This window comes from Ensifer sp. GW823-FHT05D09, from assembly GCF_058795755.1.
On sequence record NZ_JBXAIA010000001.1, the window covers coordinates 902,468 to 924,789 of the forward strand.

Genomic DNA, 22,322 nt, shown 5'->3' on the forward strand with positions numbered 1-22,322 from the left:
CATGCCACCACTGCGCGTGATCCCCGGTTTGAGGCATAAGGCGGGCATCCGGGAGAAGCCGCCGATCAGAGAAGATGGTAGCAAACCATGCGTGATCCCTATGCAGTCCTCGGCGTCCGGCGCACTGCCGGTCAGGATGAAATCAAGGCGGCGTGGCGTTCGGTCGCCAAGGCTATCCATCCCGATCACAATCAGGACGATCCGACCGCTGCCGAGCGCTTTGCCGAGGCCGGCAAGGCCTATGAGCTGCTTCGCGACCCGAAGCTGAGAAGCCGCTACGACTATGCCCGTCGCGAAGCCGAACTGCGTCGCATGGAGGCGATGAAGGCAAAGATGCGCGGCCCCGAACCGGAAGAGCAGCCGGTCGACGCCGAAACCGCCGAGGAGGCGGTCTCGCAGATTTTTGGTGCGGACACGCGGGCAAGAACCACAAGGCCTGCCGCCAAGCCGGCAGCGGCACGGGCCCCGGAGAGACCCGCCGCGCCCCCCGAACCGAAGCCAGAGCCGGTCAGCGAGCCGAAGCAGGAGGCGGTTGCCAAGACGGAGCCGCCGCTGATGCAGCGCGCCGCCGCACCCGCCGCCGAGCTTGTGGCCGCTATTGTCCGCCGCATTCGCGGCCGGGCGGCCAAGACCGCCGACAAGGTCCCTGATCTTGCTGTCGATCTGACCGTCACCATCCAGGATCTGATCGATCGTCAGCGCCTGTCGCTTGAGCTGCCCGATGGCGAAACCGTCAAGGTTCAGATACCGCCGGGCGCCGTTGACGGGCAGACGGTCCGGTTGGCAGAGCAGGGGTATCGCGTCACCGGCATGACACGCGGCGATGTCGTCGTGACCTTGCGTGTCGACCAGAGCGGTGCATTCAGAACCAATGGACTGAACCTGCTGACGACCTTGCCTGTCGACCTTCAGAGCGCGGTGCTTGGCTGCGAGCATGTCATTTCCACCCCGATCGGCGAGGTGACCGTCGTCGTTCCTGCCTGGTCCGGGTCGGACAAGGTCATCCTCGTCGAAGGTTTCGGGCTGCCAGGTGCCTATGGCGCGCGGGGAAATCTGCTGGTCGAACTGCGGCTCGTCTTGCGTGACACGCCTGATGACAAGGTTACAGACCTGATGAAATCGCTGCGCGATGGCCTCTATTTGTGACGGTTTGCTGACACATTGACCCAATATTACGGGGACTAACAGTTCCTGATCTCGGCCGCGCTTGAACCACCGGAGCGGCTATGCCATAGGCAATTCTCGACAATTTGCCGCACGTGCGCCGATAGCGCCGGCTTGGCGTATTTGAATTTTGTTAAGTCTGGCGTCGGCCGTCATCGATGCCGGCAGATAGTATTGGGGACAATGCATGGCTCAGGCATCGGGTTTGATGAAGGGCAAGCGTGGCGTCATCATGGGCGTCGCGAACAACCGTTCGATCGCGTGGGGGATCGCCAAGGCGATCCATGCCCAGGGTGGCGAAGTTGCGCTGACCTATCAGGGCGATGCACTGAAGAAGCGCGTCGAGCCGCTTTTGGCTGAAATCGACGGTTTCATGGCCGGCCACTGTGACGTCAGCGACGAGGCGTCCATTGACGAGGTTTTCTCCGCGCTTGAAAAGCACTGGGGCAAGATCGACTTCGTCGTTCACGCGATCGGCTTCTCCGACAAGGACGAGTTGACCGGCCGTTATGTCGACACGTCGCCGGAAAACTTCGCCAAGACGATGCAGATCTCGGTCTATTCGTTCACCTCGGTTGCCCGTCGCGCTGAAAAGCTGATGACGGACGGCGGCTCGATGCTGACGCTGACCTACTACGGCGCCGAGAAGGTGATGCCGAACTACAACGTCATGGGCGTTGCCAAGGCTGCACTTGAGGCGAGCGTCAAGTATCTGGCGGTCGATCTCGGGCCGAAGAACATTCGCGTCAACGCGATCTCCGCCGGCCCGATCAAGACGCTGGCCGCTTCCGGCATCGGCGATTTCCGCTACATCCTCAAGTGGAACGAGTACAACGCACCGCTGCGTCGCACTGTCACCATCGAGGAAGTGGGCGATGTCGGCCTCTACATGCTGTCCGACCTGTCGCGCTCGGTTACGGGTGAAGTCCACCATGCCGACAGCGGCTATCATGTCGTCGGCATGAAGGCCGTCGACGCCCCGGATATCTCCGTCATCAAGGATTGATCGGCGCCGCCGACCGGCCCGAACAGCCTTCTGCCCGGAGCGAAATGTTGTGCTGATCTATGTGATCCGTCACGGACAAACCGACTGGAACGCGGAAAGCCGCCTCCAGGGGCAGAAGGACATCCCTCTCAACGATACCGGCCGCCAGCAGGCGACCGGAAACGGGATGGCGCTCGCAGCCATCCTCGGTGGCGACGCGGCGCAGTTCGACTTCGTCGCAAGCCCGCTCGGCCGCACCCGTGAAACCATGGAGCGCCTGCGCCGTGCCATGGGGCTTGACCCCACCCTCTACCGCACCGACGACCGGTTGAAGGAAGTCTCCTTCGGCGATTGGGAAGGCTTTACGCTTCCGGAGTTGAAGCGCTCCGTGCCAGAGCGTATCGCCGAGCGACGCAAGGTGAAATGGGATTTCATCCCGCCCGGTGATGATGCCGAAAGCTACGAGATCCTGTCCTGGCGGATTGCGGCTTGGCTCAAGGACGTCAACAGGCCGACGGTCTGTGTCAGCCATGGCGGCGTCATCCGCGCGCTGTTCAAGCTTTTTGGCGAGATGGACGAAGATGAGGCGGCTTCCGCCGCCATCCCTCAGGATCGTTTGTTGCGGATTGCCGGTAATACCATCGGCTGGATCTGAGGTTTTGGCGCATCGCGCCTGAGCGAAGCCGTGGAAACGGCTCTCTCATTGTCTTCACGCATTTCCTGGAAATGCTTCGGCAACGCCGGATCAGGGCACCCGCCCCCCATGGGGCGGGACGTGGCTCTCAAAAGTCTTACTGGACGATTTCCAGGTCGTTGATCACACGCTTGCCATCGACCTCTGTATAGAACACGAGAACTTTCACGCCAGCGGTGAGGCCTTCGAAGTTGAACTCTTCAGGTGCCTGATAGCTCTTGCCGTCGTCGAGTTGGAGGCTGAGGCGATCGGTATCGACGCCGGTGATGACAGCCTCTACGTCGGCACTTTCGGCAAGGGCCGATAGAGGCGAAAGCAAGCCGGCGGTGGCCATGAGCGCGGCAATGACAAAACGCATCTTTCTTGCCCTCTTCAATGTATCTGCGATTCTTCTTGTCATCACCATTTGATCCCCGATTGTGGCAAAAATTGCCTTGTACCGTCGCTTTTGACAGGCATTTTCCCTCGTTTGGGGATTGCCCGGCCGGTTGGGGGAGACTGAACGCCAAACGTGCAGTTTTCAAGCGTTCGGCCGGTGGGATCGGCGACGCTTCCGCATTGTATCCCCATGAATTATGGGGTTTTCCAAAGAAATGTCACGAAAGCCAATCTTAAGACTCGCTCGCTACCTTCGGTTGGGGATCGAGGGGAATAGAGTGAAGATTGTTGACGTTCTGCGCCAGCGCATTCGGGCCGCAGCCAGATTTGCGAAGCCGTCGCTGATACCGGCTGCGATCGCGGGCATCGTTGTGTTCAGCGGCGGCCACATCTATGAGCGCCAGAACCTTGAAAACTTCCGAAGCGATCTGAGGATCGACGTCGAGAATGAGCTGAACCTCATCGCCAATCGCCTCCAGTCGGAGGTCAACACCAATATTGCCGCCCTCAACGGGTTCGCCAACAGCATCGGCGTTCATCCCGAGATGACCGCGGACGATTTCACGGTCATGTCGACCAAGTTGCTGCTGCAGAACCCGCAGATGGTGCGGGCGTCGGCCGCTCCCGGCGGCGTGGTGCGCATCGCTTTTCCCCGCGAAAGCCAGCAATGGTTCGTCGGCACCGATTTCAACAAGTTCGGTGCGACGCGGCGTGCCGTGGAGCGGGCTTCGTCCACCGTCAAGCCCGTGATGATCGGCCCTATTCGCCTGCCAAGCGGGCGCAACGGTTTTGAGCTTTTCCTGCCTGTCTTCGCCAAGATCCAGGGGCGCATGGAGCGCTGGGGTTATGTCGAGGCGATCCTTGACGAAAAGGCTCTCTATCGCGCCGCCCGCCTGCTTGAGGACGGTGTTGAAACACCGGAATCGACCGGTGATCATCGCCATGTCGACGTGCATCTCGCGATCCGAGACGTGTCGGAACCGGAACGCATCCAGGATGCCTTCTTCGGTAGCGACAGCGTTTTTCGGGCGGCTCCGGCCATGCGCCAACTCGTCCTGCCCGGCGGCGTGTGGGAGCTCGCGGCGACACCGATCGGCGGCTGGGACCAACTGCCGGAAAACAGCACCGACCTGCGCCTGGCCATTGCCGCGGCGGTCGCGGTTGTCGTCATTCCCATTCTTTTGACCGGCGGTCTGGTCAATGAGCGCCAGCGCAACATCGCCAAGCTCAGGGCGCGCGAAGGTGAGGTGATGACGCTTTCGCATCGTCTCAATCTGGCGCTCGAGGCCTCCAAGATCGGCATATGGGAAATCGATCAGGCAACGCAGGAGCGGTCCTGGGACGACCGCATGTTCCACCTGCATGGGTTGCCCGTCCATGACGACGAGCCGACCTACGAGGAATGGCGCTCGACCGTCCACCCTGATGATGCCGGCATTGCCGCCAACACTCTCTTTCGCAGCCTCGACGAGGGGCTGGAGTACCGTTCTCAATATCGCGTCGTCCTCTCCGACGGCAACATACGACACATCCGCAATGTCGGTTCCGGCCATCAGGGTGTCGACGGTCGCTCGAAGATCACCGGCATCAGCTGGGATGTGACCGATGACGTGTTGAAGAACGAACGTCTGGGCGCCGCCAAGGCTCAGGTCGATCAGCAGAACCTGGAACTCGAGCGGGCTTTGAAGGGGCTTTACGAGCGCGAGCAGGAACTCGAGAAGCTGTCGCGCCGGCTCGACCTCGCGCTCGACAGCTATCGTTGCGGCATGTGGGAGGCGGATCTCGACAACAACGTCGCCTATTGGGACGAGCGCATGCACCAGCTCTACGGGCTGCGCTATACCGATGGCGCTACCAACGAGGAAATCTGGCTCGGTGCCCTTCATCCTGAAGATCGTGGCTCTGCACTTCTGGCCGTCAACACGGCGATCGGCGCGCGCGAAACCTATGTCCACCAGGCGCGCGTGGTTCTGGCCGAGGGCGCCGTTCGACACATTCGCTCAGTCGGCAAGCTGCATGTGTCGCCGGAGGGACGCAGGAAACTGGTCGGCATCGCGCTCGATGTGACCGATGACGTCGTGATGACAGAACAATTGCGCGCGGCAAAGGCAATGACCGACGCCAAGAACGCCGAGTTGGAGCAGGCGCGAATCCGCATCGAGCACAATTCGCTGCACGATCCGCTGACGGGGCTCGGCAATCGCCGGATGCTCGACAAGGCGCTGGAGCGCCTGACCGGTGCGGGGGCCGACAAGCCGCAAAACATTGCCATCCTTCATATCGACCTCGATCGTTTCAAGCAGATCAACGATACGCTCGGCCATGCGGCCGGCGACGCGATGCTGGTCCATGCGTCGGAGATCCTGCGCTCCAACATTGGGCCGGGTGACCTCGTGGCGCGCATCGGCGGCGACGAGTTTGTCGTCGTCGTAACCGGTGCGCCGGGCGATGTGGCGCTTGCGGCACTGTGCGACCGGATCATCGCGGAGATGCGCCAGCCCGTCGATTACAACGGATTTCCCTGCCGCTTCGGCGTCAGCATCGGGGTCGCCGTGGCGCGCCAGGCGCATGGCGACGCGCGCAAGCTGCTCGTCAATGCCGACATGGCGCTCTACCGGGCGAAGGAGAATGGCCGAAACCGCTATCAGTTCTTCACACAGATCCTCCAGGCCGAAGTCGTCACCGCCAAACGCGTCGCCGACGAGATCCTCGAGGGCATCGAGCGCGACGAGTTCGTTCCCTGGTACCAGCCGCAATTCGACGCCTCGACATTGGCGCTTTCCGGTGTGGAGGCGCTCATACGCTGGCGCCATCCGCGCCACGGCATTCTGACGCCGGACAGGTTCCTGGCGATCGCCGATGACCTGAACGTCACCGCGGCGCTCGACCGGCTCGTGCTTGAAAAATCGCTGGCCGACCAGATGCGCTGGGCAGCGGCCGGCCTGAGAGTCCCGAAGATCTCCGTCAACGTGTCGGCCAAGCGCCTGCAGGACGAGCGGCTGCTCGCCTCGCTCGAGGGGTTGAGCATCGCGCCGGGGCAGCTTTCCTTCGAACTGGTGGAATCGATCTTCCTCGACGAAAGCGACGATATCGTCACGGCCAATATCGAGGGCATTAAAAGGCTCGGTATCGACATCGAAATCGACGATTTCGGCACGGGTCATACCTCGATCGTCAGCCTGTTGAAGATCAAGCCAAAGCGGCTGAAGATCGACCGGCAGCTCGTGGTTCCGGTTCTCAGCGCCCGTACCGAACAGGCGCTGATCCGGTCGATCATCGATATCGCCCGCTCGCTCGGCATCGAAACGGTGGCAGAAGGCGTGGAGACCATGGCGCATGCCGAGATGCTCGGCATTCTCGGCTGCGATCTGCTGCAGGGTTACGCCTTCTCGAAACCGCTGAGCGCAGAGAACTTCCTGGCATTCGCAACGGAGCGCGGATTGAGGCTCGCCTCCTGAGGCGATTGCAAATCTCGCCTGCCTATCGGAAACACTTTCCCCTGTCCCGGCTTTCCACTAAGAGAGTGGCGCCCGTACATGAAACATGTACGTCCGTTGCTTCTCAGAGTTCGGTTGCCTCATGTCGCACAATACCTTCGGTCATCTTTTCCGCGTCACCACCTGGGGCGAAAGCCATGGGCCAGCACTTGGCTGCGTGGTGGATGGGTGCCCACCCGGCATTCGTTTCACGCTCGCCGAATTGCAAGCCTGGCTCGACAAGCGCAAGCCCGGCCAGTCGCGTTTTGTCACGCAGCGCCGTGAGGACGATCTCGTCAAGGTTCTCTCCGGCGTGATGCTGGATGAGGACGGCGAGACGATGATCTCGACCGGCACGCCGATTTCGATGCTGATCGAAAACACCGACCAGCGCTCGAAGGATTATTCGGAAATCTCCAAGCGTTATCGCCCGGGGCACGCCGACTACACCTATGACGTCAAATACGGCATTCGCGACTACCGCGGTGGTGGCCGTTCGTCGGCGCGCGAAACGGCAGCACGCGTTGCCGCCGGTGGTATCGCCCGCAAGGTTGTCCCGGGGCTGGTCGTGCGCGCAGCGCTCGTGCAGATCGGCAAGCACAAGATCGACCGGGCCAACTGGGATTGGGCCGAGGTCAACAACAACCCGTTCTTCGCGCCGGATCCGGCGATCGTGACCGTCTGGGAGGAATACCTGGACGGCATCCGCAAATCGGGTTCGTCCATCGGCGCCGTGGTCGAAGTGGTGGCGGAAGGCGTGCCGGCCGGCATCGGTGCGCCTGTTTATGCCAAACTCGACCAGGACATCGCTTCGAACCTGATGTCGATCAACGCCGTCAAGGGCGTGGAGATCGGCAACGGCTTTGGTGCAGCCGAAATCACTGGCGAGGAAAATGCCGACGAGATGCGTATCGGCGCTGACGGTCAGCCCGTCTTCCTCTCCAACAACGCCGGCGGCATTCTTGGCGGCATTTCGACCGGCCAGCCGGTCATCGCCCGCTTTGCGATCAAGCCGACCTCTTCTATCCTGACCGAGCGTCGTTCGATCGACAGCGACGGCAACGAAGTGGATGTGCGCACCAAGGGGCGTCATGATCCTTGCGTCGGCATCCGCGCCGTGCCGATCGGCGAAGCGATGGTTGCCTGCACCATTGCAGATCACTACCTGCGTGACCGCGGCCAGACCGGCCGGCTCAAATAGTTCGGGAAGAACAAGATGTCCTATGACCAGAAGCGTGTCGTTGATGCCATCCGTGCCTTCGAAGCGGGCGAGATCGTCGTCGTCACCGACGACGACGGCCGCGAGAACGAAGGCGACCTGATCGTCGCCGCCGTGCATTGCACGCCGGAGAAGATGGCCTTCATCGTGCGCCATACTTCGGGCATCGTCTGTACGCCGATGCCGCGCGAAGAGGCAAAGCGCCTCAATCTCAATGCCATGGTGGCGGAAAACGATTCGGCGCACACCACGGCCTTTACCGTCTCGGTCGATTTCAAGCACGGAACCACCACCGGCATCTCGGCTGACGATCGCACACTGACGGTGCGCAACCTCGCCAACCCCAATGTCGGGCCGACCGATTTCGTGCGGCCCGGCCATATCTTCCCCCTGGTCGCCCGCGAAGGCGGCGTCCTGATGCGTTCCGGCCATACGGAAGCTGCCGTCGATCTCTGCAAGCTCGCAAGCCTGCCGCCGATCGGCGTCATCTGCGAGCTGGTCAACGATGACGGCACCGTCACACGCGGCCCGCAGGTCAGCGCCTTTGCTGAAAAGCACGGTTTGAAGCAGGTCTCCGTCGCCGACCTGATCGCCTATCGTCAGCGCAAGGAAACGTTGATCGAGCAGGGCGGCTCCTTCGACATCGAGACGCCCTACGGCAAGGCCAAGGGGCATTCCTATTCCTTGCCCTGGGATCCGATGCAGCATCTTGCCGTCGTCTTCGGCGACATCCGTGACGGCGTTGACATTCCGGTTCGCCTGCACCTTGAAAATGTCGGAGCCGACGTTTTTGGCAAGGACTGCCAGATCGACCGGATCATGAAGCGTATCGCCGAAGAGGGCAGGGGCGTCATCGTCTATCTGCGTGAAGGCTCGGTCGGCGTTGGCGTGTCGCACACGGCGCGCAAGGGCAAGCATGATCGCGAAGCCCATGACGAGGCGCAGGCCCGCGAAAGCGAATGGCTGGAGATCGGCCTTGGCGCGCAGATCCTCAAGGATCTCGGCATCAGCTCGATCCGGCTGCTCGCCTCGCGCGAACGCCACTATGTCGGTCTCGAAGGCTTCGGCATCAAGATCGCCGCGACTGACATTATCTGACGCTGAACCGAGAGAGCGCCTTCGAAGCTTGGAAGCCCGGACGAACATCCGGGCTTTTTGCTGCCTGCCGCTTGATGGTTGAAACGAAAAAGCCGCGCACGAGGCGCGGCTTTGGGAAACACGCAGTGGCAAGTGCCATCAGGGCAGGGCGTCGTAGCCTTCGCCGAAACCCTTGAGATCAACAGGAATGCCGATGCCTTCTTCCGGCGACTGGAAGACGATGAAGGTCGCCGTCGCGCCAGAGCGGAAGGTCTTCAACAGCTCGTCCTCGAGCACGACCTCGGCATAGCAGCCGTCCGAGAAGCAGCGCACGAAATAGGCGCGGCCGATATCCTTGCCGTCGACATTGAGACCGAGGCCGTTCGGCAAAAGCACGCCGAGCGGCGCCAGAACGCGCAGGATCTTCGCCTTGCGGTCGGCGGTCTTCAGCACGACCACGGAGAGGCCGACTTCCGGTCGGTCTTCGGCGATGACGTTCTGCATCAGGGCGCACTGGTCGGTCGATGCACCTGCCGGCTGATCGCAGACGATCGACCAGGCGCCGTGGTTGGACTTGACCGTTCCGGGCGCGCCAGCAGGTTGTTGGGCAGCGCTCGCCACAGGAAGGGCGAGAACGGCAAGTCCGAGAGCGGCAAGAGCCGACAGTCGGGAGAAGAGGGGCAGGCCCATGTAAACCTCAAAACGTCGAATCATCAGGGCTATTCTTGAAGCGCGCGGGGAGAAATGAAAAGCCCTGCGGGGTACATTCCAGCGCCATATGGCGGAAATTGGGCTTGCGGAACACCATTGTCGCGCTGACGTGGCGTGAGAGCGCCAACAGTGGCGCAGATCGAGGCATATAAGTCGATTCGTTGAGGCTTCCGAGGGGTGCCTGTGAGAAAAGTCGCATTTGTGCAAAAATGCCGCATGGGGTTGATTGCACAGATGTTGCGGCGTTGGGCAAACTGTGGTTTGAAGCGCAGCAGTATCGCAGGGATTCTGCGTTTCGGTTTGATCCTGATCAAGCGCATTGGGGAGACATATTGTGAAAAACAAGGCCTATGCAGTTATGGCAGCGCTTGCCTGTCTGCTTTTTGCTTCGAGCGCCTACGCTGACAAGCCTGTCGATTGGCAGACGAACTTTCAGGCGGCGGCGACGGGCATTATGGAAGAAATCACGTGGTTTGAACACTACACCCTGTGGTTCATCATTCCGATCACTCTCTTTGTCCTCCTGCTGCTGATTGTCGTGGTGGTCAAATTCCGTGAGAGCGTCAATCCGGTGCCCTCCAAGACCAGCCACAACACCGCTATCGAGGTTGTCTGGACCGTCGGTCCGGTCATCATCCTGCTGTTCCTGGCCATTCCGTCTTTCCAGCTTTTGACCGCGCAGCTGACGCCGCCGGCCAATCCGGATCTGACGGTCAAGGCGACGGGCAACCAGTGGTACTGGTCCTATGAATATGAAGTCGGTGAAAGCCCGCTCTCCTTCGACAGCCTGCTGATGAAGGAAGAAGATCGTGCGAGCCTCGGCAAGGAAGACAAGGTCGAATATCCGCGCCTTCTCGCTGTCGACAACGAAGTCGTCGTTCCGGTCGGCAAGACCGTTCGTCTGCTTGTTACGGCTGCCGACGTCATTCACGCTTTCGCGATGCCCGCCTTCGGCGTTAAGATCGATGCCGTTCCCGGCCGCCTGAACGAAACCTGGTTCAAGGCTGACCGTGAAGGCCTCTACTATGGCCAGTGTTCCGAGCTCTGCGGCAAGGACCACGCCTATATGCCGATCGCCGTCCGCGTTGTTTCGCAGGAAAAATACGACGCCTGGCTCGCTGCCGCCGCAACCAATATCGGCGATGCGAACAAGGCGCTCATGGCGTCCATCGACGGCGCGGCGAAGGCCGTTGACGTCGCTGCCAACGCCGCACAGTAATCGGTAAGGGGAGCTCGACCCATGGCTGGAACAGCCGCTCATCACGACCAACGCCATGATCATTCCGATCATGGTCACGCAGATCACGCGCACAAGCCTTTGAGCTTTTTTCAGCGCTGGTTTCTGTCGACCAACCACAAGGACATCGGCACGCTCTACCTGATCTTCGCGATCTTCGCGGGCATCATCGGCGGCACGCTGTCGATCTTCATGCGCGCCGAGCTGCAGGAACCGGGCATTCAGATCTTCCACGGTCTGGCGCAGATGGTTTACGGCTTCGAGGGCGACGCTGCCATCGACGGCGGCAAGCACATGTTCAACGTATTCACGACCGCGCACGCGCTCATCATGATCTTCTTCATGGTCATGCCGGCGCTGATCGGCGGCTTCGCCAACTGGATGGTTCCGATCATGATCGGCGCGCCGGACATGGCGTTCCCGCGCATGAACAACATCTCGTTCTGGTTGATCATTCCGGCCTTCCTGCTGGTGCTGCTTTCGATGTTCGTCGAAGGTCCGGCTGGCGCCTATGGTGCAGGGGGCGGGTGGACGATCTATCCACCATTCTCGACGTCAGGCATGCCCGGGCCGGCGATGGATCTCGTGATCCTCGGCCTGCATATTGCCGGCGCTTCGTCGATCCTCGGTGCAATCAACTTCATCACCACGATCCTGAACATGCGCGCTCCGGGCATGACGCTGCACAAGATGCCGCTGTTTGCCTGGTCGGTTCTGATCACCGCCTTCCTGCTGCTGCTCTCGCTGCCGGTTCTGGCAGGTGGCATCACCATGCTGCTGACGGACCGCAACTTCGGCACGGCCTTCTTCGCGCCTGAAGGAGGCGGCGACCCGATCCTGTTCCAGCACCTGTTCTGGTTCTTCGGTCACCCGGAAGTGTACATCCTGATCCTGCCGGGCTTCGGCATCGTCAGCCACATCGTTTCCACCTTCTCGCGCAAGCCGATCTTCGGCTACCTCGGCATGGCCTACGCCATGGTCGCGATCGGCGCCGTCGGCTTCATCGTGTGGGCACACCACATGTACACCGTCGGCATGTCGCTCGACACGCAGCGCTACTTCGTCTTCGCGACGATGGTTATCGCGGTTCCGACCGGCGTGAAGATTTTCTCGTGGATCGCGACGATGTGGGGTGGTTCGATCCGCTTCACGACCCCGATGGTCTGGGCGATCGGCTTCATCTTCCTGTTCACCGTCGGTGGCGTCACGGGCGTTCAGCTCGCCAACGCCGGCCTCGACCGTTCGCTGCACGACACCTACTACGTGGTTGCTCACTTCCACTACGTTCTGTCGCTCGGCGCCGTGTTCGCGATCTTCGCTGCCTGGTACTACTGGTTCCCGAAGATGACCGGCTACATGTACTCCGAGTTCCTCGGCAAGCTGCACTTCTGGGTCATGTTCATCGGTGTGAACCTGATCTTCTTCCCGCAGCACTTCCTGGGTCTCGCTGGCATGCCGCGCCGCTACATCGACTATCCGGATGCCTATGCCGGCTGGAACATGGTGTCGTCCTACGGCTCGTACATCGCAGCCGTCGGCGTACTGATCTTCCTCTTCTGTGTCGCCGAAGCCTTCGCCAAGAAGCGCGTCGCTGGCGACAATCCGTGGGGCGAGGGTGCGAACACGCTCGAATGGCAGCTGTCTTCGCCGCCGCCGTTCCACCAGTGGGAACAGCTCCCGCGCATCAAGTGATGGGAAATAAACAGAAGCCGCCGGTTCCGGCGGCTTCACCCCGCCGGAGAACCGGCAAAAGACGGCCCCTATGGGCAAAAGACGATCAAGGACGAGACATGACGGTCATCGACAATCACGAAGCAATGGGCATGGATGGCGCGCCGCGCCTGTCCGAGGCCACTGCGCGCGATTATTTCGAGCTTCTGAAGCCCCGAGTCATGTCGCTCGTCGTGTTCACCGCGCTTGCGGGCCTTGTGCTTGCACCCGGACACATCAATCCCTTCATCGGTTTCATCGCCATCCTGTGCATCGCCGTTGGTGCTGGCGCCTCCGGCGCGCTCAACATGTGGTATGACGCCGACATCGACGCGGTCATGACCCGCACGGCCAAGCGCCCGATCCCGGCAGGCAAGATCCTGCCCGAGGAAGCGCTCGCCTTCGGCCTGACACTGTCAGCCTTTTCCGTGATCATCCTTGGGCTCGCCGTCAATTGGCTCGCAGCCGGGTTGCTCGCCTTCACCATCTTCTTCTACGCCGTCATCTATACGATGTGGCTCAAGCGCTCGACGCCGCAGAACATCGTCATCGGCGGTGCTGCCGGTGCCTTCCCGCCGATGATCGGCTGGGCCTGTGTGACCGGCGGCGTGTCGGTGGAGAGCATCGTGCTTTTCCTCATCACCTTCCTGTGGACGCCTGCGCATTTCTGGGCGCTCGCACTGTTCAAGATGGGTGACTATGGCGCCGTCGGCGTGCCGATGCTGCCCAACGTCTGCGGCCAGGCGACCACCAAGAAACAGATCGTCATCTATGCGGTTCTGACGGCGCTGATCGGCATCTGTCCCACCTTGCTCGGTTTTGCGAGCATCGGTTACGGCGCGGTTGCAGCGGCACTTGGTCTTGGCTTCGTCTGGTATTCGATCGGCGTGCTGCGCATGCCCGAAACGGATGAGCGCATGCTGCCCGCCAAGAAGCTTTTCGCCTTCTCGATCATGTATCTGTTCGTGATCTTCTCCGCCCTGATGGCGGATCACCTGATCGTCAATATCTGGCTGAATGCCGGGAGTGTTGCCTGATGGAAACCGTCAAGCTCAACGAAGCCCAGAAGAAGTCCCGCCGCGGCCGCAACATCGCGCTCGGTGTCGTCCTGGCTGGTCTGGTCGTCCTCTTCTACGTCGTCACGCTGATCAAGTTCGGCAACGGCATGGTCAACTGAGGAGCCGCAGCATGACGACCTCTCAGAACCCAGAGCAGAAGCAGCGCTCCAACGGCGTCATCGTCGGCACCTGCGTCGCCTTCGTCGTCGGCATGACCGGCATGGCCTATGCGGCCGTGCCGCTCTACGACATGTTCTGCCGCGTCACCGGCTATAACGGCACGACACAGCGCGTCGAGCAGGCATCGGACGTCATCCTCGACGAAAAGGTCAAGGTTACCTTCGACGCCAACACCTCGGGCGGCCTGCCCTGGGAATTCAAGCCGGTGCAGCGCGACATCGACGTCCGTATCGGCGAGACCGTGCAGGTCATGTACCGCGCCAAGAACCTTTCGTCGAAGCCGACGACGGGCCAGGCGACGTTCAACGTCACGCCGATGCAGGCCGGTGCCTACTTCAACAAGGTCCAATGCTTCTGCTTTACCGAGACGACCCTGCAGCCGGGAGAGGAGATGGAGATGCCGGTGGTATTCTTCGTCGATCCGGACATGGTCAACGCGGTCGAGACCAAGGACATCAAGACACTGACGCTTTCCTACACCTTCTACCCGCGCGAGCCGTCAAAGCCGGTCGCACAGGTGAAGACGGGCGAAACTGAGAACAAACTTTGACTGGAGGCCCGTTTCGGCTAAGCCGGAAGGGCGACAAGAGAAAGACCTATCGGGGATTACTGACATGGCCGATGCGCATCAGAAGAATCACGACTACCACATCATCGACCCGAGCCCCTGGCCGTTGCTTGCCTCGATCGGCGCATTCGTCATGGCGTTCGGCGGTGTCGGCTACATGCGCTATCTCTCGGGCGGCTCCTTCAAGCTGTTCGGCGCTGAGCTCGCCAATCCGTGGGTCTTCTTCATCGGCCTCGCCGTCGTTCTCTATACCATGTACGGCTGGTGGTCGGACACGGTGAAGGAAGCCCACGAGGGTCACCACACCCGCGTCGTCTCGCTGCACCTGCGCTACGGCATGATCATGTTCATCGCTTCGGAAGTGATGTTCTTCGTTGCCTGGTTCTGGGCCTATTTCGACGCGAGCCTGTTCCCGGGCGAAGCCATCCAGGCAACCCGCACCGCCTTTACCGGTGGTGTCTGGCCGCCGAAGGGTATCGAGGTTCTCGACCCCTGGCACCTGCCGCTCTACAACACCGTCATCCTGCTGCTTTCCGGCACGACGGTCACCTGGGCGCACCACGCACTGCTCCACAATGACCGCAAGGGCCTGGTCTACGGCCTGTCGCTGACCGTCGTCCTCGGCGTGCTGTTCTCCTACGTTCAGGCTTACGAATACGCTCACGCTCCGTTCGCCTTCAAGGACTCGATCTACGGCGCGACCTTCTTCATGGCGACCGGTTTCCACGGCTTCCACGTTCTCGTCGGCACGATCTTCCTGCTCGTCTGCCTGCTGCGCGCGCTGCGTGGCGACTTTACGCCGAAGCAGCACTTCGGCTTCGAAGCGGCCGCCTGGTACTGGCACTTCGTTGACGTCGTCTGGCTCTTCCTCTTCTTCTCCATCTATATCTGGGGTGGCTGGGGCGCGCCGATCGCGCACATGTAAGAAGAACAGAGCGCACGCTCTTTTCAATAGGGCGGCTGCAGCCATGCAGCCGCCTTATTTTTTATGTGTCTTGTGGTTGTAGCGGGAGGGCGGTGGATATGAAAATGCGCATGGTTGCCGTGGCAATGGCATGGCTCCTGGCGGGGTGTTTTTCTGCGCTGGCCGGCGACGTTGCCGATCGCGTCGTGGTGCACAAGGAAAAACGCATCCTGCAGCTCTACCGTGGGGATGAGATGCTGCGTGAGTATTCGATCGCCCTTGGTGGCAATCCCATCGGTCATAAGGAGCGCGAAGGCGATCGGCGAACGCCGGAGGGCCTTTATGTGCTGGACTGGCGCAATGACAAGAGCGGCTATCACCTGTCGATACACGTCTCCTATCCCCGACCCGAAGACATCGCTGCAGCGGCAGCCAAAGGCGTCGATCCCGGCGGCATGATCATGATCCACGGCCAGCGCAATTATTTCGGCTGGCTGGCGTTTATGACGCAGATGTTCGATTGGACGGATGGCTGCATTGCGGTTACCAATGCCGAAATGGACGAAATCTGGGACATGGTTCCCAACAGCACCCCGATCGAGATCAATCCGTGAGTGACGACAAAGCCCTCTATCCGCCGGTCGAGCCGGTCATGGCAGGCATCAAGGGCCTGTGTCCCCGCTGCGGCCACGGAAAGCTGTTCGACGGCTTTCTGACGGTCAAGCCGGCCTGCACGAGCTGTGATCTTGATTATCGTTTTGCCGATTCCGGTGATGGTCCTGTTGTCTTCGTCATTCTGATTGTCGGCTTCATCGTCGTCGGCGCCGCGCTCTGGACGGAGGTCAATCTCAATCCTCCGCTGTGGCTGCATTTCCTGCTCTGGATACCGCTGGCAATCGCCTTCAGCCTCGGCCTGACGCGCTTGCTGAAGGGTATCCTCATCAACCTGCAATATCGCAACAACGCGCGGCCTGGCGAGATCGATCGTGGCTGAAGTCTTGACCAAAAAGAAAGGCAGCCTTGTCGGGCGCATCGGCGCATTCGTCCTGCTTGCGACAACCTTCGCGATCCTCATCTCGCTCGGCACCTGGCAGATGCAGCGGCTGCATTGGAAAGAGGGCCTGCTCGCCGCGATCGCCGAGCGCCGGTCGGCGCCGCCGGTGACAATTGCCGGTATCGAAAAGATTTTGGCTGAAGGCGGGGATATCGATTACCGCACGGTTTCGGTTCCCGGCGGATTCGACCACAGCCGCGAGCGGCATTTCTTCGCGACCTATAACGGCCGCACTGGCTATTACATCTTCACGCCATTGAGGCTCGATGACGGTCGTTTTCTGTTCGTCAATCGCGGGTTCGTCCCGTTCGAGCAGAAGGAGTCGTCGACCCGGCTCGCCGGGGAGCTCCCGGCCTCCGTTGCCATCAACGGCCTCGCCCGGCCGAAGCTCAGCGAAAAGCCGTCATCGATCGTTCCGGACAATGATCTCGCCAAGAACATCTTCTACTGGAAGGACCTCGACGCGATGGCGTCGTCGGTCGGGCTTCCCGCGGACAAGGTCCTGCCGTTCTTCGTGGACGCCGATGCGTCGCCCAATCCGGGCGGTCTGCCGATCGGCGGCGTCACGCAGTTCGATCTGCCCAACAGCCATCTGCAATATGCTCTGACCTGGTATGGCCTTGCCGCAGCGCTGGTGGTTGTCAGCGGTGTCTTCGTCTTCAGGCGCAAGCCATAGGCGGTCCTTCGACGCCATGTTATCCCTGACCGACGCAGTTGGGGGATATAGGGAATGGCTTTGATTTCAACGATCCTGATCGCGCTGACAGCGCTGTTGCATCTCGGCTTTCTTGTGCTGGAAATGTTTCTCTGGACAAAGCCGCAGGGGCGTTCCGTCTTCCGCATGACCGCGGAGCAGGCGGAGGCGACCCGGGTGCTCGCCGCGAACCAGGGGCTTTACAACGGCTTCCTCGCAGCTGGACTTTTGTGGTCTCTCATACAGCCGGATGCGGCATTTGCCTTCGAGTTGAAGGTGTTCTTCCTTGTGTGCGTGATCGTTGCCGCTATATATGGCGCTTGGTCGGTCAAGCCGCGCATCCTGCTGATCCAGGGCGGTCCGGCCATTGCAGCCCTTGTTTTCGTTCTACTGGCATCCTGATCCATGGCATCATCCGCGGCAAAATCTCCGATCACCATTCGCCTCTGCGGGCCGCGCGGTTTCTGCGCCGGTGTCGACCGGGCGATCCAGATCGTCGTCCTGGCGTTGAAGGAATTCGGCGCGCCGGTCTATGTTCGCCACGAGATCGTGCACAACCGTTATGTTGTCGAGGGGCTTGAGGCCAAGGGCGCGATCTTCGTCGAGGAACTTGACGAAATCCCGCCGGAACATCGCAAGCAGCCGGTGGTGTTTTCCGCCCATGGCGTGCCGAAATCGGTGCCCGCGGATGCCGACACACGCAATCTCTTCTATCTCGACGCCACATGTCCGCTGGTCTCGAAAGTCCACAAGCAGGCCATGCGTCATAATCGGCTCGGCCGCCACGTGGTACTGATCGGGCATGCCGGCCATCCCGAAGTCATCGGCACGATGGGCCAGCTGCCGGAAGGCGCCGTCTCCCTGGTCGAGACCATCGAGGATGCCGACGTCTACATGCCGCCCGACCCCGACAATCTCGGTTTCGTCACCCAGACCACGCTCTCCGTTGATGATACCGCCGGCGTGATCAAGCGATTGCACGAACGCTTCCCCAACCTGACAGCGCCCGCTGCGGATTCGATCTGCTACGCCACCACCAACCGCCAGGAGGCGGTCAAGCAGGCGGCACCCGGCTGCGACCTGTTTCTGGTGGTCGGCGCGCCGAATTCGTCGAACTCCAAGCGCCTGGTCGAAGTGGCGCTGAAGGCCGGCGCGAAGAAGTCGGTCCTCGTTCAGCGGGCGGCCGAAATCGATTGGGAGACGATCGGCGACATCTCGACCGTCGGTCTTTCCGCCGGAGCATCGGCACCTGAGGTGATCGTCAACGAGATCATCGAGGCGTTCCGCGAGCGCTACGATGCCGTCGTCGAGCTTGCCGACACGGTCGAGGAAAACGAGAACTTCCTCGTCAACCGCGAGATCCGCCATGTGCCGCTGACCGCGGCGGATATGGCCTTCGTCAACGGCGAATAATCCACCTATCTTGCCCGCCCATCTTTGAAAGTGAATAGCCGTGGCAGTGTACACCGATATCACGGAAGACGACCTGAGCGCCTTTCTGGAGGCCTATGACGTCGGTCAGCTGACGTCCTACAAGGGCATTGCAGAGGGCGTCGAAAACTCCAACTTCCTGCTGCACACGACGAAGGGCGCCTACATCCTGACGCTCTACGAAAAGCGCGTGAATGCCGGTGATCTGCCGTTCTTCCTCGGGCTGATGCATCACCTGGCCGATCGTGGGCTTTCCTGCCCGCTGCCCTTGCCGCGCGCCGATGGCGAGCTTCTGGGCGAATTGTCCGGTCGTCCGGCCGCCGTGATCTCGTTCCTTGAAGGCATGTGGCTGCGCAAGCCCGAGGCCAAGCATTGCCGCGAGGTCGGCAAGGCACTGGCCGAGATGCATCTGGCAGGCCAAGGCTTTGACCTGAAGCGCCCCAACGCGCTCTCGGTCGGTGGCTGGCGGCCGCTCTGGCTCAATTCCGAGGCGCGCGCCGATGAGGTACAGGTTGGTCTGAAGGACGAGATTTCCGCCGAACTCGCGCATCTCGAAAACCACTGGCCGAAGAGCTTGCCGGACGGTGTCATTCACGCCGATCTGTTTCCCGACAATGTCTTCTTCCTCGGCGACCAGCTGTCCGGCCTGATCGACTTCTATTTCGCCTGCAACGACCACCTCGCTTACGACGTTGCTGTCTGCCTTAACTCGTGGTGCTTCGAGAAGAACGGTTCCTACAATATCACCAAGGGCATGGCGCTGCTTTCGGGCTACGAGAGCGTGCGCAAGCTGACGGCCGAGGAGGTTGAAGCCCTGCCGCTGCTTTGCCGCGGTTCGGCGCTGCGCTTCTTCCTGACGCGCCTGTACGACTGGCTGATGACGCCGGCCGGCGCACTGGTCGTCAAGAAGGATCCGCTCGAATACCTGACGAAGATCCGCTTTCACCGCGCGATCGTTTCCAGCGCCGAATATGGTCTGCGGATCGAAGAGGCCTCCGTATGAAACACGTGGATATCTTCACCGACGGTGCCTGCTCAGGCAATCCGGGGCCGGGCGGCTGGGGCGCGGTAATGCGCTATGGCGATGTGGAAAAGGATCTGTGCGGCGGCGAGGCGGAAACCACCAACAACCGCATGGAGCTTCTGGCAGCTATCTCGGCGCTCGACGCGCTGAAGAGCGAGTGCGAGGTCGATCTGCACACCGACAGCAAATATGTGATGGACGGCATCTCCAAGTGGATCCACGGCTGGAAGAAGAACGGCTGGAAGACGGCAGACAAGAAGCCGGTGAAGAACGGCGAACTCTGGCAGGCGCTGGACGCCGCCAACCGTCGTCACAAGGTGACCTGGCACTGGGTCAAGGGCCATGCCGGCCATCCTGAAAACGAACGTGCCGACGAACTCGCCCGCAAGGGCATGGAGCCCTTCAAGAAGGGGCGTCGTTCGGATTCTCTTCTCGTAAAATAAAAAAACGGGCCGTCAGGGCCCGTTTCCATTTGCTGGTATCTGCTCTCAGAGCTGTTCCAGGATCGCCGCAGCCCCCGATACGGTCGCCTGGCCCGGGCTTTCTTCGAGGTTGAGCTTCGTGACCACGCCATCTTCGACCAGCATGGAGTAACGCTTCGAGCGGATGCCGAGCGTGCCGGCCGAGAGGTCGATGTCCATGCCCAGCGCCTTGGTGAAGGCAGCATTCCAGTCCGAGAGGAAGTGGATCTTGCCCATGCCGCCCGACGTCGTCGCCCAGGCGCCCATGACATGAAGATCGTTGACGGCGACCACGGCGATATCGTCGATACCGCGTGCGAGGATCGCGTCGCGGTTTTCCAGATAGCCGGGGAGATGGTTGAGTGAGCAGGTGGGCGTGAACGCGCCCGGAACGGCAAAGAGCACGACGCGTTTGCCCTTGAAGAGCTGTTCGGTCGTCACTTCCACCGGACCATCGGCGGTCTTTTCCTTGAAGGTTGCGGTGGGCAGCTTGTCTCCGACGGCAATGGTCACGGCATTCTCCTTGCGTTGCGCGTACGGCCAGACCTTCATTGCGGAAAGGCGTTGTCGCGGCTTCGAGTTGTCTTGCGTCCGGCTATCTCCGGCGGTCGTCGTTAGACGCAACCACCTGAAACGCCTGGACTATAGAGCTGCATCAATCAAAGGCAAGGGTCGTTTCCATGCTGCGCTCACCGGCGCGAACCGTGAGGATGACCGGCTTTCCCTTGAGTGTCTTGTCCTTGGCCGAGAGCCGCACGGGGATCTCGGCGCGAAGCTCGGCGCCACTCGTCTGGGTGACGACGGGCTTGCCGAAGGCGACGCCGGAAGGGCCAGCCAGAAACAGCTCGCGATGATCGCTGCCCCTATCCGGTGGCAGTTGCAACGTCAGCTCCACCGTTGCCTTCTGCTCGTCATAGACGGCTGTTGTCACCTTGAAATCCTCGGACGGGGCCTCGGGCAGGGCAGCGACCGCGCCATCGATGCGGGCGGCATCGAGCGGATTGTCGAAGTCGCCCTGCTTGAGTGTCAGCTCCAGTTTGCCTTGCACCGGAATGCAGATGTCCTCGCAAATCCCAAGAAACACCGAGGCGCGGATGTTCACGTCCCCGTCACCGTGCACGCGCTTCAGCGTCAGCGGAAAGGCAACGGATTTGTCATAGCCGACATAGTGCACGACACCATCGTCGAATGTCTTGGGAACGGGAAAGCCGATCTTGTCCAGGACGACGCCCTCGGTTGGATCAAGGGTGATCTGCGGAGGAATACCGCTGGCGCCGGGCTCGCGCCAATAGGTCTTCCAGCCGGGGTTCAGCTTGACCTCGAGCGTTGCCGGGATCGTGCCATCCTGTTGCGGCGGAGCGGCGACGAGACGGACCATGCCGCCTGTCGATGTCATCCATTCGCTTGTCGCAGCCTGGGCGCCGACGGGCAGAAAAAATGCAACAAGAAGGCTTGCCCTGCCGATGCGCTGGACCATGTTCTCATATGTGGGGCGTTTGATCATGGCCAAAGCAATATCGCTTTTACCGGCAGCGCTCCAGACGCCCCTTTGGGCGCGGAGATCATAAATGTTTGATCAGGCAGGGCACGGTAAACGCGCTACGTGCATTATTTGGCGGTCGCGACGTTGAAGCGCTTTTCATTTCGCGGCGAATTGGTAGGCTATCTGCATTATGGCAATAACCATGGCACAGAAGAAACGGGAACGCGGTTTCCTTGACGGTCAGTTCCTGATCGCCATGCCTGGGATGTTTGACACGAATTTTGCCCGCACCGTCATTTTCATCTGCGCCCATTCGGACGACGGCGCCATGGGCTTCATCCTCAATCGGCCGCAGCAACTGACCTTCCCGGATGTGCTGATGCACCTCGACATCCTTGACGAGGATGAGGCTATCCGCCTGCCGGCGATGACGCGTGACTTCCAGATCCAGGCCGGTGGGCCGGTCGAGACCGGACGTGGTTTCGTCCTGCACTCCGACGACTATTTGAGTGATTCAAGCATCCCTGTCAGCGACGATATCTGCCTGACCGCCACACTCGACATCGTCCGCGCAATCTCGCGCGGAGAGGGGCCGCATCGCGCCACGATGATGCTGGGCTATGCGGGCTGGGGGCCGGGCCAGCTCGAAGCGGAAATCACCCAGAACGGTTGGCTGACTTGCCCCGCGCGCGACGAGTTGATCTTCGACAAGGCGCTTGGCGATAAATACGATCGCGCTCTCGCTTTGATGGGCGTCAGCCCGGCGATGCTGTCGATCGAAGCCGGCCACGCCTGAAGCCAGGCGCTGAGATAC

The 22,322-nt window shown here is 61.0% G+C and carries 24 protein-coding genes; 20 read left to right on the forward strand and 4 right to left on the reverse strand.

Going from position 1 to position 22,322, the window contains the following annotated elements; all coding sequences use genetic code 11:
* The first annotated feature begins 87 nt into the window (after window positions 1–87).
* From AC1Q80_RS04385 to AC1Q80_RS04395, 3 genes are all read left to right on the forward strand, one after another.
* Window positions 88–1,146, forward strand: a complete 1,059-nt coding sequence (locus tag AC1Q80_RS04385) for a DnaJ C-terminal domain-containing protein (RefSeq protein WP_492359717.1) — start codon at window positions 88–90, stop codon at window positions 1,144–1,146.
* Window positions 1,147–1,351: 205 nt separating this feature from the next.
* Window positions 1,352–2,170: an enoyl-ACP reductase FabI gene (gene fabI, locus AC1Q80_RS04390; RefSeq protein WP_077498066.1), complete on the forward strand. Its 819-nt coding sequence runs from the start codon at window positions 1,352–1,354 to the stop codon at window positions 2,168–2,170.
* Window positions 2,171–2,219: 49 nt separating this feature from the next.
* The gene (locus tag AC1Q80_RS04395; protein WP_173419217.1) at window positions 2,220–2,804 is read left to right on the forward strand and encodes a histidine phosphatase family protein; all 585 of its coding nucleotides are present in this window, start codon (window positions 2,220–2,222) and stop codon (window positions 2,802–2,804) included.
* 136 nt (window positions 2,805–2,940) lie between these two features.
* Here the strand turns inward: AC1Q80_RS04395 and AC1Q80_RS04400 are convergent, their stop codons facing one another.
* Entirely contained in the window at window positions 2,941–3,201 is a 261-nt protein-coding gene (locus AC1Q80_RS04400) for a DUF1344 domain-containing protein (protein ID WP_053250645.1), read from the reverse strand.
* Window positions 3,202–3,499: 298 nt separating this feature from the next.
* Here AC1Q80_RS04400 and AC1Q80_RS04405 point away from each other — a divergent pair, with 298 nt between their 5' ends.
* From AC1Q80_RS04405 to ribB, 3 genes are all read left to right on the forward strand, one after another.
* Window positions 3,500–6,679: a bifunctional diguanylate cyclase/phosphodiesterase gene (locus AC1Q80_RS04405; RefSeq protein WP_492359718.1), complete on the forward strand. Its 3,180-nt coding sequence runs from the start codon at window positions 3,500–3,502 to the stop codon at window positions 6,677–6,679.
* 121 nt (window positions 6,680–6,800) lie between these two features.
* The gene (gene aroC / locus AC1Q80_RS04410) at window positions 6,801–7,898 is read left to right on the forward strand and encodes a chorismate synthase (protein WP_492359719.1); all 1,098 of its coding nucleotides are present in this window, start codon (window positions 6,801–6,803) and stop codon (window positions 7,896–7,898) included.
* Between the two features lie 15 nt (window positions 7,899–7,913).
* Window positions 7,914–9,014, forward strand: a complete 1,101-nt coding sequence (gene ribB / locus AC1Q80_RS04415) for a 3,4-dihydroxy-2-butanone-4-phosphate synthase (RefSeq protein WP_173419220.1) — start codon at window positions 7,914–7,916, stop codon at window positions 9,012–9,014.
* 138 nt (window positions 9,015–9,152) lie between these two features.
* Here ribB and AC1Q80_RS04420 read toward each other — a convergent pair whose 3' ends face one another.
* Window positions 9,153–9,683: an invasion associated locus B family protein gene (locus AC1Q80_RS04420; RefSeq protein ID WP_173420964.1), complete on the reverse strand. Its 531-nt coding sequence runs from the start codon at window positions 9,681–9,683 to the stop codon at window positions 9,153–9,155.
* A gap of 355 nt (window positions 9,684–10,038) precedes the next feature.
* On the opposite strand from AC1Q80_RS04420, the gene coxB reads away from it, so the two are divergent.
* From coxB to rnhA, 13 genes are all read left to right on the forward strand, one after another.
* Window positions 10,039–10,923 (forward strand): cytochrome c oxidase subunit II, encoded by an 885-nt coding sequence (gene coxB / locus AC1Q80_RS04425; protein WP_173419221.1) that lies wholly within the window; start codon window positions 10,039–10,041, stop codon window positions 10,921–10,923.
* 21 nt (window positions 10,924–10,944) lie between these two features.
* Window positions 10,945–12,633 carry a cytochrome c oxidase subunit I gene (gene ctaD / locus AC1Q80_RS04430; protein ID WP_173419222.1) on the forward strand — a complete coding sequence of 563 codons (1,689 nt, stop codon included), beginning with the start codon at window positions 10,945–10,947 and terminating at the stop codon, window positions 12,631–12,633.
* 98 nt (window positions 12,634–12,731) lie between these two features.
* Complete coding sequence (locus AC1Q80_RS04435) at window positions 12,732–13,688, forward strand: heme o synthase (protein WP_492359720.1); 957 nt, start codon at window positions 12,732–12,734, stop codon at window positions 13,686–13,688.
* Window positions 13,688–13,828: a cytochrome c oxidase system small membrane protein gene (locus AC1Q80_RS04440; RefSeq protein WP_053250651.1), complete on the forward strand. Its 141-nt coding sequence runs from the start codon at window positions 13,688–13,690 to the stop codon at window positions 13,826–13,828. Before AC1Q80_RS04435 ends, AC1Q80_RS04440 begins: the two co-directional genes overlap by 1 nt.
* An 11-nt stretch (window positions 13,829–13,839) precedes the next feature.
* Complete coding sequence (locus tag AC1Q80_RS04445) at window positions 13,840–14,439, forward strand: cytochrome c oxidase assembly protein (RefSeq protein ID WP_077498060.1); 600 nt, start codon at window positions 13,840–13,842, stop codon at window positions 14,437–14,439.
* Between the two features lie 64 nt (window positions 14,440–14,503).
* Window positions 14,504–15,382 (forward strand): cytochrome c oxidase subunit 3, encoded by an 879-nt coding sequence (locus AC1Q80_RS04450; protein ID WP_209787219.1) that lies wholly within the window; start codon window positions 14,504–14,506, stop codon window positions 15,380–15,382.
* Window positions 15,383–15,480: 98 nt separating this feature from the next.
* Window positions 15,481–15,975 carry a L,D-transpeptidase family protein gene (locus AC1Q80_RS04455; RefSeq protein ID WP_492359721.1) on the forward strand — a complete coding sequence of 165 codons (495 nt, stop codon included), beginning with the start codon at window positions 15,481–15,483 and terminating at the stop codon, window positions 15,973–15,975.
* A complete protein-coding gene (locus AC1Q80_RS04460; protein WP_492359722.1) occupies window positions 15,972–16,355 on the forward strand; it encodes a DUF983 domain-containing protein in 384 nt (127 codons plus the stop codon). Before AC1Q80_RS04455 ends, AC1Q80_RS04460 begins: the two co-directional genes overlap by 4 nt.
* Before the next feature lie 4 nt (window positions 16,356–16,359).
* Window positions 16,360–17,091, forward strand: coding sequence for an SURF1 family protein (locus AC1Q80_RS04465; protein ID WP_492359723.1), 732 nt, complete (start codon window positions 16,360–16,362; stop codon window positions 17,089–17,091).
* Between the two features lie 54 nt (window positions 17,092–17,145).
* The gene (locus tag AC1Q80_RS04470) at window positions 17,146–17,511 is read left to right on the forward strand and encodes a DUF1304 domain-containing protein (protein ID WP_492359724.1); all 366 of its coding nucleotides are present in this window, start codon (window positions 17,146–17,148) and stop codon (window positions 17,509–17,511) included.
* Between the two features lie 3 nt (window positions 17,512–17,514).
* Complete coding sequence (ispH, locus tag AC1Q80_RS04475) at window positions 17,515–18,522, forward strand: 4-hydroxy-3-methylbut-2-enyl diphosphate reductase (protein ID WP_173419229.1); 1,008 nt, start codon at window positions 17,515–17,517, stop codon at window positions 18,520–18,522.
* Between the two features lie 40 nt (window positions 18,523–18,562).
* A complete protein-coding gene (locus AC1Q80_RS04480) occupies window positions 18,563–19,543 on the forward strand; it encodes a homoserine kinase (protein WP_173419230.1) in 981 nt (326 codons plus the stop codon).
* Entirely contained in the window at window positions 19,540–20,007 is a 468-nt protein-coding gene (rnhA, locus tag AC1Q80_RS04485) for a ribonuclease HI (protein ID WP_492359725.1), read from the forward strand. The genes AC1Q80_RS04480 and rnhA overlap by 4 nt, the downstream gene beginning before the upstream one ends.
* A 45-nt stretch (window positions 20,008–20,052) precedes the next feature.
* On the opposite strand, the gene AC1Q80_RS04490 is transcribed toward rnhA, so the two are convergent.
* Both AC1Q80_RS04490 and AC1Q80_RS04495 read right to left on the reverse strand, forming a co-directional pair.
* A complete protein-coding gene (locus AC1Q80_RS04490; RefSeq protein ID WP_112808529.1) occupies window positions 20,053–20,538 on the reverse strand; it encodes a peroxiredoxin in 486 nt (161 codons plus the stop codon).
* Between the two features lie 142 nt (window positions 20,539–20,680).
* Window positions 20,681–21,529, reverse strand: coding sequence for a protein-disulfide reductase DsbD domain-containing protein (locus AC1Q80_RS04495; protein ID WP_492359726.1), 849 nt, complete (start codon window positions 21,527–21,529; stop codon window positions 20,681–20,683).
* A gap of 181 nt (window positions 21,530–21,710) precedes the next feature.
* On the opposite strand from AC1Q80_RS04495, the gene AC1Q80_RS04500 reads away from it, so the two are divergent.
* Window positions 21,711–22,304, forward strand: a complete 594-nt coding sequence (locus tag AC1Q80_RS04500; RefSeq protein ID WP_412728311.1) for a YqgE/AlgH family protein — start codon at window positions 21,711–21,713, stop codon at window positions 22,302–22,304.
* Window positions 22,305–22,322: the final 18 nt, after the last annotated feature.